Here is a 16,200-nt window from a genome sequence, read left to right on the forward strand (position 1 = left end):
ACTATTGGGGGTCAGTTCACAGTGTCTGGGCTTTCTTATTTTTTGGCGTCTTAATCAGAATTAGCGAACATCTTTTTCTTCAATGTCGCTTATTGGTAACCAGTTTACTTCAACGCCTGCTTGGTCAAACATATCTTGGCTCACTTGAATCTTGTCACCCCATCGAGACAAAAAGTCTTCTGATTGTTCTGGACAGCTTACTCGAGCGATCCCGGTTTGGATGATCTTTGCTGCGCAGTTTGGACAAGGGAAGTGGGTTACCCAAATATCACAACCGTCTAAATCGCGTTTAGAGAACAGAATCGCATTCTCTTCTGCGTGTAGTGTTTTGAGGTATTTTAGCTCACGTTCATCTGTATCAACGCTGTCAGACACGCCATGTGGGTAGCCGTTGAAGCCTACCGAAACAATGCGGTTCTGTTTAGTGATTACCGCACCGACCTGTGTAGATGGGTCTTTACTCCAAGACGCCACTAACTCAGCCATTTGGTAAAAACGTTTCTCCCATTTAGAAATCATACTCATCCTCGGTCGAAAGCTTTGAATTAATTGCATGATAACCCATTCTGTTTAAAAAAATAGTCAAATCATGCTTCCTCTCAACGAAGTTTTCACTTTATTAACTCATATAACAATGATTGCGTAAAAAAATGGCAATGATGAAGTGAGTTACCAAGATGATTTTCATGTTAAACCACGAACATGATCGCAACATTTTTAGCGCCATTATTACTATGTTTGCGAGTCGTTTCATCAGCTTACACTTTGAAACATATTCCCTTATTTCTCTTGAAGTTTTCGGACAAAGCTCCCTGTAAGGTTAGGGTATTGTCAATTGAATCCTGTTCTATAAAGACGGTATATACATGCAAAAGAAATCACTCGTCGCATTAATGGCGGCAACAGCTATCCTCGCGGGATGCGGAGAAGCAAACAATGCCCAGAAGGGGAGCCAAGCTCCTCTTGTTGTGACTCAGGATGTCACAATTATCGACTACCAGCCGAGTAAATCTTACATCGGCCGCATTGAAGCAGTAGAAGATACGAATATTACGGCACAAGTCTCCGGCTACCTCGAAGCTCGCCATTTTGACGAAGGTCAAATGGTCGAAAAAGGGGCGCTGTTGTACTCCATAGAGCCTTCTTCTTTCGAAGCTCAAGTGGCGAGTGCTAAAGCGGCACTAGCTCAAGCGAAAGCAGCATTGAAAAAAGCGGAGCTTGATCACCAACGCGGCAAAAACTTGCTTCCTCGTGGCAGTATTTCGCAATCCGAGTTTGATGCATTAACGGCAACGTTACTTGGTGCTCGTGCTGAATTGGAAGCCGCAAATGCACAGCTTAAACTGGCGGAAGTTAACCTTTCTTATACGCAAATCCGAGCGCCATTTAGCGGTCGCATCAGTGACAGTAAAGTAAGTACGGGCGATCTACTTTCTCCATCTTCTGGCATCCTAACGACACTGGTTAGCTTAGACCCAGTACATACTTCATTCAGCGTGAGCGAACGTGAGCGTTTAACGCTTGGAATGGATCGTATCAAAGGTGATGGGAGTGCTGAGTCGAGTGGGGTAGAGGTTCAACTTGAACTTGAAAACGGCGAGTACTTCGAGCATCTCGGTCAGTTGGATTTCTTGGGTAACCGTATCAATACTCAGACGGGTACGATTGCTATGCGTGCTTTGGTGCCAAACCCAGAACAGAAATTACTTCCTGGTCAGCATATTAAAGTGAACTTGCGTGATAAAAACGCGAAAGACGTGATCGTTGTACCACGTCGTGCGGTTCAAACTGACCTCGAAGGTGACTTCGTTATGGTGACGGCAGAAGGTAATGTTGCTGAACGTCGCAATGTGAAGCTTGGTCCACAAGTCGAGCAGGGCATCATCATTAATGAAGGTCTAGAACAGGACGATACGGTCATTACACAAGGTCTGCAACGTGTGCGTAACGGCGTAGAAGTACGCATTCAAGCACCTGCTGAAGACAAGCAGTAGGAGGCGGAATGTTAAGTCGTTTCTTTATACAAAGACCAAAGTTTGCACTGGTAATTTCGATCATTTTGACGTTGGCAGGTGCCATCTCTTTAGCGATCCTACCCGTTGCTGAATATCCTAAAATCAGCCCGCCATCGGTGAGCGTGACGGCGTTTTACACAGGCGCGAGTGCCGAAGTGGTTGAACAGGCGATAGCCGACCCCATAGAGACCTCCGTCAATGGCGTAGAAAACATGATTTACATGTCTTCGAAAAGCGCGAATGACGGTTCGTACAGCCTAAATGTCACCTTTGATGTAGGCACAGACCCAGACATGGCTCAGGTTAACGTGCAAAACCGAGTGTCACAGATTGAGTCCAAGTTGCCTCAAGAAGTGCGTATGGTTGGTGTCACGGTGAAAAAGCGTTCTCCGGACCTGTTGATGGTTCTGAACTTCTACTCGCCAGATGGTAAGTATGATGACAAGTTCCTTATCAACTACATCAACCTGAACGTGAAAGACCAGTTAGCGCGTGTTAAAGGCATCAGTGAAGTTAACGTTATCGGTGGCGGTGAATACGCAATGCGTGTTTGGTTGGATCCAGAGAAGATGGCCAACCTCAACCTGACCACGAGCGACGTATACGCTGCGTTAGCTGAACAAAACGTTCAAGTTGCTGCGGGACGTGTTGGCGCTGCTCCTTACAATAATCCGCAAGAAGTTCAGTTTAACCTAGTGACCAAAGGTCGTTTGGAAAGCGTGAGTGAGTTCGAAGACGTGGTTCTTCGTGCCAATTCAGATGGTTCAACGGTGTACCTGAAAGACGTTGCTCGTGTTGAACTTGGTAAAAAGTTCTACGACGGTAACGGTAAGTTCCGTGGTCAAGACGCTTCTATCGTGGCGCTGTCTTTGCAATCGGATGCGAATGCACTGGAAAGTGGTAAGGCGGTCATGGACTTGCTGGATCGCCTAAGTACGAACTTCCCTGAAGGTATGGCTTACGAAACCAGTTACGATACAACCGTATTTGTTGCCGAATCGATTAAGGGGGTTGTCAAAACACTGATTGAAGCAATCTTGCTGGTAATCGCAGTGACTTATCTGTTCTTGGGGAGTGCGCGTGCAACCTTAATTCCGGTGGTGGCCATTCCGGTGTCGCTTATTGGTACCTTTGCCATCATGCAGGCCACAGGCTTCACCATAAACACAGTAACGCTATTTGGTTTGATTCTCGCTATCGGTATCGTTGTAGATGATGCGATTCTGGTTATCGAAAACGTGGATACCACGATGGCGAAAGACCCGAGTATTTCACCGCGTAAAGCAACCTTGATCGCAATGAAAGAGGTGACGGGTCCAATTGTTACGTCGACTTTGGTTCTATTAGCAGTATTCCTTCCAGTTGCCATGCTTCCGGGTATCACTGGCATCATGTATCGTCAGTTTGCACTGACCATCTGTATTTCAGTTGTTATTTCCTCGATTAACGCACTAACACTGTCTCCAGCGTTATGTTCGTTGGTATTGAAACAGGGTGGTGGCAACACGGCAAACTGGTTCCAAGCGTTTAACCGTGGTCTTGAGCGAGTGACTGCGCGCTATGGTCAAATTGCTGGCTTCTTAGTGAAGAAGTCGATCCTACTGATCTCCTTCTTCTTTGTTGCGGTTGCTGCAGTAACCTTCTTTGCGAAAACGACGTCAACGGCGTTTGTACCCCAAGAAGATAAGGGCATCTTGCTGGTTAACGTGCAACTTCCAGATTCCGCTTCGCTTTCTCGTACTGAGGAAGTGACAAATGATCTGATGAAGATGGTGGAACAGGAACCGGGCGTGGATGGTGTTACCGTTGCGAATGGTTACTCATTCATGACAGGTGCCGCAGCATCAAACGGTGCATCTCTGTTTATCAAACTGCATGATTGGGATACGCGAAATGGTTTAGATGGAGAGCACTCTGCCAATGCGATCGCGAACCGTATTAACGGTCGAGCTGCAATGGAGCTTCCTCAAGCTATCGTCTTTGCCATGGGACCACCTGCGGTTCCGGGTATGGGTGCGGCATCTGGTTTTGAATTCGTACTTGAAGATACGCTAGGCCGTAGCCGTACAGACCTATCAATGGTTATGGGCGAGATGATTCAGGCAGCTAACCAAGCGCCTGAAATTGCTTACACTTTCAGTACGTTCCGTGCCAACGTTCCGCATTACTACGTCGACATTGACCGTGAAAAAGCGCAACAGTTAGGCATCCCACTGTCGTCTATTTTCCAAACTCTACAAGGTAACCTTGGTTCACTTTACGTGAATGACTTTACCATGTTCGGTAAGAACTTCCGCGTAACCATGCAGGCAGACAGTGAACACCGTAACAGCATGGAAGATTTAGAGCGTTTCCACGTTCGTTCTTCTGGTGGTGATATGGTGCCGTTGAGTACGCTAGTGAGCTATGAGCAAGTGTTTGAACCGGATGTAGCATGGCGATACAACATGTACCGCAGTGCCATTATCCAAGGTCAGCCAGCTCCGGGTTACTCAAGTGGTGATGCCATTGCTGCAATGGAACGCGTTGCGGCAGAAGTTCTGCCACAAGGTTACACTTACGAATGGACGGGCATGGCCTACCAAGAGGTGCTAGCGGGTAACCAAGCGATTTATGCGTTTGCGTTGGCGTTGATCTTCATTTATTTGTTCATGGTAGCGCAATACGAAAGTTGGACGATTCCACTTGCAATTATCCTAGTGGTGCCAGTAGCGACGTTGGGGTCCTTCCTCGCATTGAACCTAACAGGCACACCTCTCAACTTGTACGCGCAGATAGGTCTCGTCCTACTCATAGCGCTCGCGGCGAAGAATGCAATCCTTATTGTGGAATTCGCCAAGCAGGAGCGTGAAGAGAAAGATGTGGATATCGATAGTGCGGCTGTTCAAGGTGGTAAACTGCGTTTCCGTGCGGTGAACATGACTTCTTGGTCGTTCATCTTGGGTATCTTCCCGCTGATCTTTGCGGCGGGTGCAGGTCACGTGAGCCAGAACTCGTTGGGTATCTCGTTGATAGGGGGGCTACTCTGCGTGCTGCTAGCGGGTACTTTCTTGATACCAGGCTTCTACGCATTGGTACAGAGAAAGCGTGAGAAAATCCATGGCGGGAGTACCAAGCTTGTTCCTCTTGATGATGAATAAACGCTGAGTTCACTCTGAAAATAAAAAGCCCGATGCATGTGAGTGCCTCGGGCTTTTTGTTGACGTTGATAGTGAAAAGGCATCAGTTGCCAAGCTCTTGGCACTTGCTCCAATCTTCGACGTTTTCATATGGGCTCAAATCTTGTGACGCTAGGTCGAAGTTATTGAGCACTTTAAACATCCCTATACTCTCACTAGGATGAGGGCAGAGCGAAACAGGCGTATTCACAGAATGCTTAGTGATTGTTGCTGTCTATACGTCGCGTGTCTTAAATTTAGCGACGGCATCGTCCATATCATGAGCTTGTGCAGAAACCGAGTTCACCTCGTGCAAACATTCTTGGGCTGACTGCATGTTATTTTCGGAAATTACATTCAGTTCGGTGATCGAATCACTGACTTGGTTCATCACAATGCCTTGCTCTTCAATAGCTGATGCAATGCGCTCCGAGTTGCCTTGAATCGCGTTCATGTCGGCAATGATTTGTTGTAAGCTTGAATCCAATTGTCCTGATGCCGATAGGGTTTGTTGCCCTTGGTCATTACATTGATCAATATCTGAAACCACCATCGACATTTGCGATTGAATGTCTGACACCACGCGAGTAATCTCCTCTGTCGATTGATGTGTGCGGCTTGCCAATGCACGAACCTCATCTGCAACGACCGCAAAACCGCGTCCTTGTTCGCCAGCACGCGCCGCTTCAATTGCTGCGTTGAGAGCAAGTAGATTAGTTTGTTCTGCAATGTCTTGGATGATGTTGACTGCACCACCAATTTTCGCAACGTGTTCGTTCAAAGAACCAATCGATTGTTGGCTATTAGACAGAATGCCCGTTAACTGGCCGACATTCGTTACTGTAGTCTCGACGACAGTACGACCTTGTTCTGCGTTGCTTGCGGCTTGATGGACGCCCTCTACAGCGACGGATGTGCTTTCTGAAATCTCTCCAATTGTCGCCACCATTTGCTGTACAGCGGTTGCCATAGAAGAGGTGTGGTCAGCTTGTGCGTGGAATTGCTCCATCACACCTTCAAGTTCGCGGTGCATATTGTCTGTGCTAGCAGATAACTGTGCGGACTTTTCTTGGGTGCCATGGATTAAGTGTTCTAGTTTATCTAATAGATCATTTAAGTGGTGACTAATGTCTACCAGCTCATCTTTGCCTTTTAGCTCAGAACGTAAACTCATATTGTTGCTTTCACTGATGTTTTTTATCGTGGCTAATAAGCTGCTGACTCGTAAGTTAATAGACCGAGATATCTGCATAATAAGGGCAAATATCACCACCAAAACCAGCACAGTGATGCTTTGCTTCACGATAGCATTCTGAGTATCGCGTTCTTGAGCCGCATTGGTCAGTGCTGAAGAGAACGTCTTAAATTGTTCTTCCACAGTATGAGAGAGGGCACGAGTCTCGCCCAATAAACCTTTATTGTAAGCAACACCTATGGTTCGTTTCTGAGCGGAAAGCTGACGCGCACTCTCAATCAATGCTGGTACATATAAGCCTTGTAATAGGCTCTCATTAACTTCGCCTGCTTTTACGAGTTCATCGAATTGAGTCAAAGCGATCACTTGTTCGTGATTAGCGGTTATCTTGGCTTCAGACAGCGCTTGCTGATACGGTGCAAGCAACCCACTTTGGTCATCCAATCCGAAACGTTCATAGGCCGCTACAAGTTTTTGAAACCCAGTTTGATAAGATAATAGGTCTTGTTTGAATTGGTGGCTAGAAGGGAGGTCATAACGGTTAAGAATGCCTGCCAATTCTTGTTCGGTACTAAGGAACTTATCAACGTTTTCGTCAAACTTACCAAGGTATTTGTTGTTGCCGCGCAATAAAAAGTCCTTTTCGTTACGGCGAAGGTTGAGCAATCGGATTTCCAAATCTCCGACGAGTTTAATCGCGTGGTTGAGCTCTTGGCTTTGGTTAGCGAAGTGTGACGAGGTGGCCAACAGGGTGACGATACCCAAAATGGCGATCACTCCTAGGGAGTAGAGCTTGTGCCTGATAGTCATAAAGCTTGTCCTGAATAGTTGACTAAAGTAAGGAGCCCAAAAAGGTTCCCAATGGTTAGCTCTGACGTTTTTAGTACAGCACTCTTTGGCGTTGCTGTTTTTTTGTCGCTTGCTTGTTTTTACTATCAAGTCTGCGACGTTGCGAAGCGCGTGTTGGTTTGGTTTTAATACGCTTCTTATCCGTCCGGCTAGCAGATTGGATTAACGCTTGTAATCGGTTTAATGCGTCTTCTTTGTTCTGCTCTTGCGTCCGAAATTGTTGTGCTTTGATGATGATCACTCCCTCTTTGGTGATCCGGCTATCTGACAGCGCAAGTAACCGCTCTTTATAGAAATCCGGCAATGTGGAATGACGTACATCAAAGCGCAAATGTATCGCGGACGATACCTTATTAACGTTTTGCCCACCATTTCCTTGAGCGCGGATGGGGGATAATTGGATTTCCCAGTCTTGAATTGTGACGGAGTTCGAAATTTTGAGCATGTTTACTAAATGCCAATATGGTTTGTTGCAATGGCTGATAAATTACCACTAGAGATGTATAAATAGAAGAATTGACATGAACACGATAGATTTAAGCCCCTACAAAGGTCTGATTTTCGATATGGATGGCACATTGATTGATACTATGCCAGCGCACTTGGCCGCTTGGCAAGCAACAGCCGATCGATTTGACTTCCCATTTCATCAAGACTGGTTACACAGCTTAGGTGGAATGCCAAGCTTCAAAATTGTAGGTGAAGTGAACCGTGAGCATGGTTTGTCTCTTGATCCTGAAACTGTCTCTCGTTTCAAGATGGAAACCTTTGCAGAGATGGAACTGCATGGCGAAATCATTTCCTGCACCAATACGGTTCTTGACCAATACTTTGGCGAAAAGAAGATCGCGGTTGGGACTGGCAGTCAACGTGACAGTGCACTGCGATTACTGACGAAAGCGGGTATCTTGAAGAAGCTAAACGCAGTCGTGACGGCTACTGACGTAGAAAATCACAAACCCTTCCCAGACACTTTTCTGATGGCAGCAAAACAGCTTGGCTTAAACGCGAAAGAGTGTGTGGTATTTGAAGATACCGAGCTTGGCAAAAAAGCCGCTCATGCCGCGGACATGGATTGCGTCATGGTGGAAGGGGATAAACTGGTATTTTACCCGAAAGCTTAATACAGCTAATCACTTTCAGATTACTTGGGTATAACTTTATCTGATAGAAAAAACGCCGCGATAATCGCGGCGTTTTTGTTTTAATTTTTATTTTCTGTTTTCGAAATTTAACCCAGATAAATAAAAACTGTATTGTGAAGATAGTCAAAATATCAATCTGATAATAAAGTAATATACTCAGGCTCTCTATAATTGTTATTTTTAATTATTACAATCCTTAAAAGGATGCATTATGAAGATCTCACAAAAGGTTTTTGTTGTTTCAGAAAATCCTGAGTGGTCTGAGTTGGTTATTGCGGGTCTTTCACACAGTTTTAAAGCTTATACATTTTTTATTGAAACTTCTGTCAATAAACTTTGGGGGTTGACAGAAAATGATCTGGTTATTTATGATCGTTCTACGCTAGGAAATCCATCTCTTCATTTAATTTCTCCAATTACACGTGGAGGGGCTTGGATACTTGTGAATGCAAATCAACAAGACTTAGAAGGTGTTAAGGGGCTGATTTCTTTGGGGTGGTGTGGCTTGCTTGAGTCAGATATGACGTTAGAACTTCTCCATAAAGCCACAAGGATGGTTACCTCTGGTCAGCTTTGGTTTAGTCGAGAGGCAATGTCTTATTCCTTGAGAAACATCGTAAGAGGGCAATCAAATACTGGCCTGTCCATGGAAGTTCTTGGTACGAAATATGAGTTGTCGGGGAAAGAGCAAAAAGTATTCTTATATTTAGTTCAAGGTTATTCTAATAAGGAGATTGCGGTTCAAATGAACGTAAGTTTAAGCACAGTTAAAACTCATGTATCACATATTTTATGTAAAACAGGGAAGCAAAGTCGTAATCAGCTTGGTGCTTTAATGATGGAGTAATTGTTGTTTTTATTGTTCTAAATCAATTTTATTTTTTTATGATACTTTCCTCATTCTTTATTTCATTATTGCTGGTCAGATGACCGATAGGAAAAAAGTTAATAAGGCGTACATTTATCTCGTCTACTTAATTCAACTTTTGGTCTAAACCGCAGGAATAAATGTAAAGGAGAACAATCATGAAACGTTTAGCAGGTTTTGCAGCAATGGCGTTACTTTTATCGGCTGGTGCCATTGCGAACCCTTGGGTCGTTGGGTCTGACGAAGGTCGTGCAGACTTTTATGTCAAGTTCAAAGGTGAAGTGCCTAAGCGTTGTGAAATGATGACTTACGGCAATTTGGACGTCATTAATTTCGACTTGACCAAATCATCTGACACCAAAGAATTTGGCTTTAAAACATGGTGCAACTCATACGGTACTAAAGGCATTGTCCAAGTTGACCCGTTCGGTTTTACCAACAGTAATGAAGATGAAATTCCAATGGAGTACAGCTTCAATGGTGAAACTAAGCTAAAAGACAAAGGGATTGACACTACCGTTGCTCGTATCCATCAAGTTGTTGAAATTAGTAACAACCTAGATAAAACGATGACTGATGAGCACAAGCTTTCAATTACCTCTAAACCTCAAGCTGGTGCGCGTTGGGGTGAATACAGCGGCGCGATGTATGTGACTCTATTCCACATGTAGAAAGGAATGTGCTGAGGGAGGCTCTGCCCATCCCTCAGCCATTATGTTGTATGAAAACACTTCGAATATTATTTCTTATCTTGATTTATATGCCAGCCCAAGTGTTGGCTTTTGAGCTTTTCCCTATGGTGCAATTTCTTTCCGATTCAGGGAAAGAGACGACGGTATTTTTTAAGGTAACCAATACCTCTCTTGCTCCTCTGCCTATCGAAGTGACTGGTGTTAAGCGATTGGTCGAATTCAACAATGAAGAGTCGCTTCTTGAAACCGGTGACTTGATGATCTTTCCACCGCAAGTTCTTATTCAACCGGGGAAATCTCAGACCATTAAAGTGCAATATATTGGTGCACCTAAGGGCGTGGCAGAATCCTATCGCTTGATCGTGAGCCAATTGCCACTCAAAGCGAATGAAGTTGAGAAAGATGCCATACAAATGTTGTTCCGAATCGGAGCGCTTGTATTTGTGTCTCCACAAGATGCGCAAGACCATTATTCTAGCGAAATCATTGTGTCCAATGGCAAGAAGCCGAACCTGAAAATTAGCAATACAGGTTCAAGTGTTATTGAGCTAAACAAACACACTTATTCGGTTGATTGGCAAGGTCAGACTAAGCGTTGGGACTGGGAACAATTAGAACCGGTTCTGCCGATGCAATATCTCGTACCAAATCAGAAAGTTCTGGTGAACGTCGAGTCACTTCTTGTGAACTAACGACCCCCCAGTTTTCATAACGTCACTGATATACACGGAAGGTTACAATGTGGCGCGCATTCGTCGTATCGATCGCTGTCCTTATTTCTGGGGCTGTATGGGGAAGCTCTTACAGCCTCTCTTTGCCCCTAGTATATGAGCAAAATCAGCTTGGCGATCTCCCTGTTGAAATACACGGTATGGCTCTAGAACGCGTATCTGTTGATGTGCTTCAAAATTTGCTTGGGCCGCGAGTGAGCCCAGAATGGTGGCAGCAGTTTTTTGGCTCAGAATCATCAACATTCGTTGATGTCGCAACGCTCGCTGAGCGTGGTATAGAAGCCACTCTCAACACTGAATCATTGTTTATTGACGTCCGCCTCTCTGCGCAAATCCTTAGCGAGCAAGATATAAATCTATCGTCTAGTTACCCCGATTTTGTTCCCTCCGAAAGTGGCTCGCTAAGCTGGTTAAATAGTTTTAGTTTTGCCTATAACAATTATTGGCAAGAGAGCGTTGAGACTTGGGACACTTCGCTGGATTGGCTGTCACAAGGCAACATCGGTGGTGCTAATGGTGTTAACTTTCTTTTCGCCAATTACCTCGAAGTGGATAACGAAACAACAAATTTTTCCCGAGGTGAGTGGATTGCTTTTTATGACAAACCTAACCTACCAATGCGCACATCTGTCGGCGATGTGATCAGCGGTGAGTCCGGACATATTTATGGAATGTCACTGGGCGGTTTTTCTGTTGAGAGTCGATATGCAGACTTGCAGCCGGATCGTGAGACAAGCCCAGAGAGCAGCCAGCAGCTTGTCCTGCTTGAATCTGCTGAAGTGGAAGTTTATGTCAACGGTGAGCGAATTTCTGGTGGGCGATTAGAGCCGGGGCGCTACAACCTTAAGAACCTGATTTTAGATAACGGTGCGAATGATATTACGGTTGTCGTTAACTATGTTTCTGGTAAGCAGGAAGTATTACGCTTTACTCAATTTTATAACGCTAAGCTGTTGAAAAAAGGTCTGATTGATTACTCTTTTTCTGTTGGGCAACCAATTACCTATGACAATCGTCAAGTTGAGTATCAAGACGAATGGGTGGCAACAGGTTATATCGAATATGGTGTTACCGATTGGTTGACGACAGGAGTCAACGGTTTGTATGCCCAAGAAGCGGCAATTTGGGGTGCATTGACGACATTTAAGAGTGCAGTCGGTAATGTCACCGCGCGTTATTCATTCAGCTCTGCAAGTTCAGACGAAGATGGGTGGATAACATCTCTTGACTACGAGAACAGTATTTTTGGCAGTGGCGAAAGCCAGTCGCCGAACTTACGTTTTGCAATTGAAAAATCGGATGACTTTCAAAGTAAGCCTTGGCAAGAGTCTCAAGAGGGTAACTCATATACGCAGTATCTCGCGAATTATTTTTGGCAAATCAATAGTGAGTTAGATCTGACGTTAACGGGGCGTGTCACGCAACTTCCGCCGGATGACGATGAGTTGAGAGGTTCTGTGTTGCTCAATTGGCGGCATGGTGGTTTTACCGTAGGGGTTGGTACCGAATACGAAGAATCCGAGCGTTATAACGAACCGGATACGCGTTTCTTGTTTACCTTTGAATACAATTGGTATTCGGATGAGCATGGAAATCGTATAGGTCTCTCTTACAACAGTGAGAATGAACGAAGCCGAGCGTATTTTAGTAATGAAGGTTTGAACTATGTCGGTGATTACGGAGTGAGAATTGAAGCGGAGCGGGATGAGTTTCGTGATACCCAACGCGCTCAACTTAGCTACACCGCAAACCGATTCAGAGCCGAGTCTGAAGTGAGTCGTGATGTGGTGAGAAAAGAAGATACCGAGCAATACCAAGCTTCAGTGCGGTTAGCGACAGCAATTGGTATGGTTGACGGCGACTGGGGGTGGGGACGTGCAACCAGTGGGCCATTTGTCGTTGCAGAGGTACACCCAACACTGGGGGAAGCGACAGCGAATCTAGATGTAGACTCCCAAGGAAGGCCGACAGCGATAGCAACCCAAAGCATTGATGGTCTGGTCTCTATCTCGCAACCTTATGCTCGTTATTCGATGGATTATAACGTGATGGGTTCTCCCGTTGGTTATGACTGGGGGGATGGCAAACTTGAACTAATGCCTGCGGCAGCTACCGGATATTTGTTGACGATAGGTTCCGATGCGTCATACACCGCGAGTGGTTATTTGAAGCGTCTTAGCGGTGAACCTATCGAGTACCGACAAGGGCGTGTGTTGGTTGATGATGAACAAATTGAGTTTTTCACCAACAAACAAGGGCGTTTCTTCATTCAAGGACTGAGTCCCGGTAAATACTTGGTTCAACTTTACGGTTTGAGCACCCAGCCAATCATTATCACGATTCCGGAATCTGATTCGAGCTTGATTAATTTGGGCGAAATCAAAGTGGTGCTGAGTAATGACAAGTAATCAAGTGCATTGTACTGCTAAGGAAAGGGTGAATAGGATGAACACGATAAGTTGCAGTGATGTCTTAACAATCGCAGGAATGTTGCTTGTGACCGCTTTTACTTCATCAGTGGTGGCAAGTGATATCAATGAAGCTCAGTGTGAGGGTTCGTTTCAAGTGAGTATCAATGATGTGCCGTATAAACTGAAAGTGGCGCAACCTGACACCCTGTGGTTTCAAGGTAAAGTCGAATTAGATAACCGCTTGGTCAACTGTGTAAATGGTATTGCCATCAAACCATCAAATGGTTGGCAGCAGGTTGTTACAGGGCCTCAAGGTAAGGTGAATTCGACAGTTTTGAACGCACAAAGAAAAAGCTTAAATAGAACTCCTCAAGGTGATTTTTTATTACCAAACCGTGGTGGCAAACAGGTCGATTTTTGGGTGCAAGTGCCAGAGGGTAAAATCATGCAGCCTGGGAACTATCGAGCTGATTTTGAACTGTCTCTGTTTGGTAAGCAAGTGGACGCAGTCGTCAAAAATGCCAGCCTTGATTACACCATAAAGCCTTTCGTTCGTGCGAGGATTGAAGCTAAGTCTAGCTCTCGCATTTCCGTATCGGGGGCGAGAATCACCGTGGATATGGGGAACCTGACTAACCAAAATCATAGAGCGTTGGATATTATTGTGATTAGCAATGCATCGGTTAAACTCGAGCTCAATTCATTGAATAACGGCCATCTTGTTAATACTAGGAAACCCACTCACAAGGTCCCTTATACCACTTCGTTGCAAGGGCAGAATATCGACTTAGATAGCCCTATATTTTTAAATACTCGACGTGGTAATCAAACTCGATTCAACATGGCTTTTGAAAACAAAGCTGTACCCGGAGCCACCGCTGGGCAGTATGAAGATGAGATGACGGTAAGTTTGATTGCATACTGACTACAATTGGATGTTGAGTTCATAAGCTAAGCCAATAAAACAAAAACGCCGCGATTATCGCGGCGTTTTTTAGTTTATGGAGAGGTTATTGGATATCCAATAGCTCCACGTCGAAAATCAAGACGCTCGCTGGTGGGATTGGGCCTGAGCCACTTTTCCCGTAACCTAGTGTACTTGGCACGAACAGGCGGATTTTTTCGCCAACAACCATGTACTGTAAACCTTCTTGCCAACCCTTGATCACTTGGTTAAGACCAAATGAGATCGGCTCGCCACGATTTACTGAGCTATCGAATACCGTACCGTCGATAAGTGTACCGTGATAGTGTACTTTTACTTTGCTGTTCGCTGTTGGGTGGACTTCACCAGTGCCTTTTTCTAGTACTAAGTACTGTAGGCCACTTTCTGTTGTAATGACGCCTTCGGCTTTGCTGTTTTCTAGCAAGAACGCTTGGCCTTTTGCAAAGTTTTCATCTGCGACTTTATGGTTTGTCCAAGTGCGGTAAATAAAAAAGCCAGCTAGGATGAAAATGATAAGAGGAAACAGAAATTTAGACACAATTGCTCCTTGTCTTATTTTGGTTGTTTTAGCAGATAGTTGATGGTGTCAGCCATTGCTTCAACGGTTTCATGACCACCAGTGATCACTTGGTATTTGCCGTTTACGATAAAGGCAGGTACTGAGTTAATCTGACCACGAGTTGTGATTTCTTCTGCCTTTGTAATGAACTTAAACAGCTCAGCTTGTTGAGCTTCGTCCAATTGGTATGGGCTAATTAAATTACGAGATTCAAATACTTTCTCTACTGCTGCTTGACGCTCATCAGTCGTCGCTTCTGACCCCATTTGGACTGCTGCAAACAATTCTTCCATGAATGCTTTGTCTGGTGTGCCATCTAATTGCATAACCGCTGTGTAGAAGATGATGGCACTGATTTGCGCGCTTTCATTGAACGTCACATGCATTTTTTGCACTTTCTGTTCAGTGAGTGATTCGATTTGAGGAACAAAGGTTTCCATTGTACGGCAGTGACCACAGTTGAGAGAGAAGACTTCCGTCAGTGGGGCTAGGTCATATTCCGTCAATGATGTTGGCAGTACTTCGTATTGTTTACCTTGTTGTGGCTGAGAATTGCCGTTATCACAAGCAGCAAGTGCCGCTACTGCGGCAAAAAGGACAACGCCTTTAGAAATGGTTTTAAACATGGGTGACGCTCTAGATTGTAAAGTTATCGATAGTTTATCGGTTAACGTTATCAACGAAAACCATTAAAACGGCTTGTTACACTAAAGTGAGACAATCGAAGAAAGTTTAGTCAAAACATAGTTATGGCGCGTGGTTTGTTGCCCTAAATCGTGTTAGCGGATGTTAGCTCATAAAATTTGGTCGCAACTTAGTGATGTGCATATGATGGGATAGGCGGTTAAACCTTTGGAAACACCGATAAATTGTCGAGTAAAAGAAAACATTGGCACGATAGGTGCTTGTAAAATAGATTAGAAAAACGAAAGCACTAAAGTTTGGACATTTTGAGCCGACACAGTGAGCAGGAATTCATTCTACGTTGGTAACAGTATGAAGCATTGGTTTTTAGTTGCATGCGGTATGTTAGCCGGATGCACCAGCATGGATCCTAACATGGTCCCAGGGGGGAACATTCTTGATACCGCCCCTCGAACAAATTCAGAGCTAAGACATCCAGAGTGGGGTTACGCACCTACTTCTTATGTTTCTGCACCGAGACAGACTACACAAGCGACGAGTTCGATGGGAAAAAAGCCACAGGGCGTGATGTCACTGGAGATGTTTTTAAATAGGCATCAAATCGCCCACGAAACCATCAGTGGCGAGCATCTTATGATTCGGTTGAAAGAGCAGGTTCATTTCCAAACTGGCTCAGCGAAGCTCTCTTCGCAATCTCAAGATTGGATTCGTAACCTAGGTCATTATTTATCAGGCAGAACGGATGTCGATGTCGTGATTGATGGCCATGCGGACAGTACAGGTGCTGCAAGTTTCAACGACAGTTTGTCAGAAAAGCGAGCTCGTGAAGTCGAGAAGCAATTGTTGGCGACGAGTTTACCGCGCCAGCGCGTGTTTTCTCGTGGCTTTGGAGAATACGTACCACAATGCAGCAACGCGACGTCAACTGGTAAAGCTTGTAACCGTCGAGTAGAACTAATGTTGATTGTGGATCAGTAAACAGAATA

General features: G+C 44.9%; 14 protein-coding genes. 9 read left to right on the forward strand and 5 right to left on the reverse strand.

What is annotated here, in order from left to right; all coding sequences use genetic code 11:
• Nucleotides 1-60: 60 nt before the first annotated feature.
• Nucleotides 61-519 (reverse strand): cytidine/deoxycytidylate deaminase family protein, encoded by a 459-nt coding sequence (locus BCT11_RS23170; RefSeq protein ID WP_038867415.1) that lies wholly within the window; start codon nucleotides 517-519, stop codon nucleotides 61-63.
• 347 nt (nucleotides 520-866) lie between these two features.
• Between BCT11_RS23170 and vmeY the strand changes: the two genes are divergently transcribed.
• A complete protein-coding gene (gene vmeY / locus BCT11_RS23175; RefSeq protein WP_102389385.1) occupies nucleotides 867-1,994 on the forward strand; it encodes a multidrug efflux RND transporter periplasmic adaptor subunit VmeY in 1,128 nt (375 codons plus the stop codon).
• Nucleotides 1,995-2,002: 8 nt separating this feature from the next.
• Nucleotides 2,003-5,155 carry a multidrug efflux RND transporter permease subunit VmeZ gene (vmeZ, locus tag BCT11_RS23180; protein ID WP_102389386.1) on the forward strand — a complete coding sequence of 1,051 codons (3,153 nt, stop codon included), beginning with the start codon at nucleotides 2,003-2,005 and terminating at the stop codon, nucleotides 5,153-5,155.
• Nucleotides 5,156-5,408: 253 nt separating this feature from the next.
• Here vmeZ and BCT11_RS23185 read toward each other — a convergent pair whose 3' ends face one another.
• Together BCT11_RS23185 and arfB are read right to left on the reverse strand one after the other, a co-directional pair.
• Nucleotides 5,409-7,178, reverse strand: coding sequence for a methyl-accepting chemotaxis protein (locus tag BCT11_RS23185; protein WP_102389387.1), 1,770 nt, complete (start codon nucleotides 7,176-7,178; stop codon nucleotides 5,409-5,411).
• Between the two features lie 70 nt (nucleotides 7,179-7,248).
• Complete coding sequence (gene arfB / locus BCT11_RS23190; protein ID WP_038867424.1) at nucleotides 7,249-7,662, reverse strand: alternative ribosome rescue aminoacyl-tRNA hydrolase ArfB; 414 nt, start codon at nucleotides 7,660-7,662, stop codon at nucleotides 7,249-7,251.
• 76 nt (nucleotides 7,663-7,738) lie between these two features.
• Between arfB and BCT11_RS23195 the strand changes: the two genes are divergently transcribed.
• The 6 genes from BCT11_RS23195 (at nucleotide 7,739) to BCT11_RS23220 (ending at nucleotide 13,989) form a co-directional block, all read left to right on the forward strand.
• The gene (locus BCT11_RS23195) at nucleotides 7,739-8,341 is read left to right on the forward strand and encodes a beta-phosphoglucomutase family hydrolase (RefSeq protein ID WP_038881819.1); all 603 of its coding nucleotides are present in this window, start codon (nucleotides 7,739-7,741) and stop codon (nucleotides 8,339-8,341) included.
• A 232-nt stretch (nucleotides 8,342-8,573) separates the two neighbouring features.
• A complete protein-coding gene (locus BCT11_RS23200) occupies nucleotides 8,574-9,209 on the forward strand; it encodes a response regulator transcription factor (protein ID WP_102389388.1) in 636 nt (211 codons plus the stop codon).
• 179 nt (nucleotides 9,210-9,388) lie between these two features.
• Nucleotides 9,389-9,901: a hypothetical protein gene (locus BCT11_RS23205; RefSeq protein WP_038881817.1), complete on the forward strand. Its 513-nt coding sequence runs from the start codon at nucleotides 9,389-9,391 to the stop codon at nucleotides 9,899-9,901.
• Nucleotides 9,902-9,951: 50 nt separating this feature from the next.
• Nucleotides 9,952-10,614: a fimbria/pilus periplasmic chaperone gene (locus BCT11_RS23210; protein WP_038881816.1), complete on the forward strand. Its 663-nt coding sequence runs from the start codon at nucleotides 9,952-9,954 to the stop codon at nucleotides 10,612-10,614.
• Nucleotides 10,615-10,661: 47 nt separating this feature from the next.
• A complete protein-coding gene (locus BCT11_RS23215; RefSeq protein ID WP_102389389.1) occupies nucleotides 10,662-13,061 on the forward strand; it encodes a fimbria/pilus outer membrane usher protein in 2,400 nt (799 codons plus the stop codon).
• Nucleotides 13,051-13,989, forward strand: a complete 939-nt coding sequence (locus BCT11_RS23220; RefSeq protein ID WP_227741162.1) for a hypothetical protein — start codon at nucleotides 13,051-13,053, stop codon at nucleotides 13,987-13,989. The genes BCT11_RS23215 and BCT11_RS23220 overlap by 11 nt, the downstream gene beginning before the upstream one ends.
• An 85-nt stretch (nucleotides 13,990-14,074) precedes the next feature.
• Here BCT11_RS23220 and BCT11_RS23225 read toward each other — a convergent pair whose 3' ends face one another.
• Nucleotides 14,075-14,548, reverse strand: coding sequence for an FKBP-type peptidyl-prolyl cis-trans isomerase (locus BCT11_RS23225; protein WP_038881814.1), 474 nt, complete (start codon nucleotides 14,546-14,548; stop codon nucleotides 14,075-14,077).
• 14 nt (nucleotides 14,549-14,562) lie between these two features.
• A complete protein-coding gene (locus tag BCT11_RS23230; protein ID WP_038881813.1) occupies nucleotides 14,563-15,195 on the reverse strand; it encodes a thiol:disulfide interchange protein DsbA/DsbL in 633 nt (210 codons plus the stop codon).
• 370 nt (nucleotides 15,196-15,565) lie between these two features.
• Between BCT11_RS23230 and BCT11_RS23235 the strand changes: the two genes are divergently transcribed.
• A complete protein-coding gene (locus BCT11_RS23235; protein ID WP_038881812.1) occupies nucleotides 15,566-16,192 on the forward strand; it encodes an OmpA family protein in 627 nt (208 codons plus the stop codon).
• The last annotated feature ends 8 nt before the right edge of the window (nucleotides 16,193-16,200 follow it).

The organism is Vibrio sp. 10N.222.52.B12, from assembly GCF_002875385.1.
Classification (GTDB): Bacteria; Pseudomonadota; Gammaproteobacteria; order Enterobacterales; family Vibrionaceae; genus Vibrio; species Vibrio jasicida.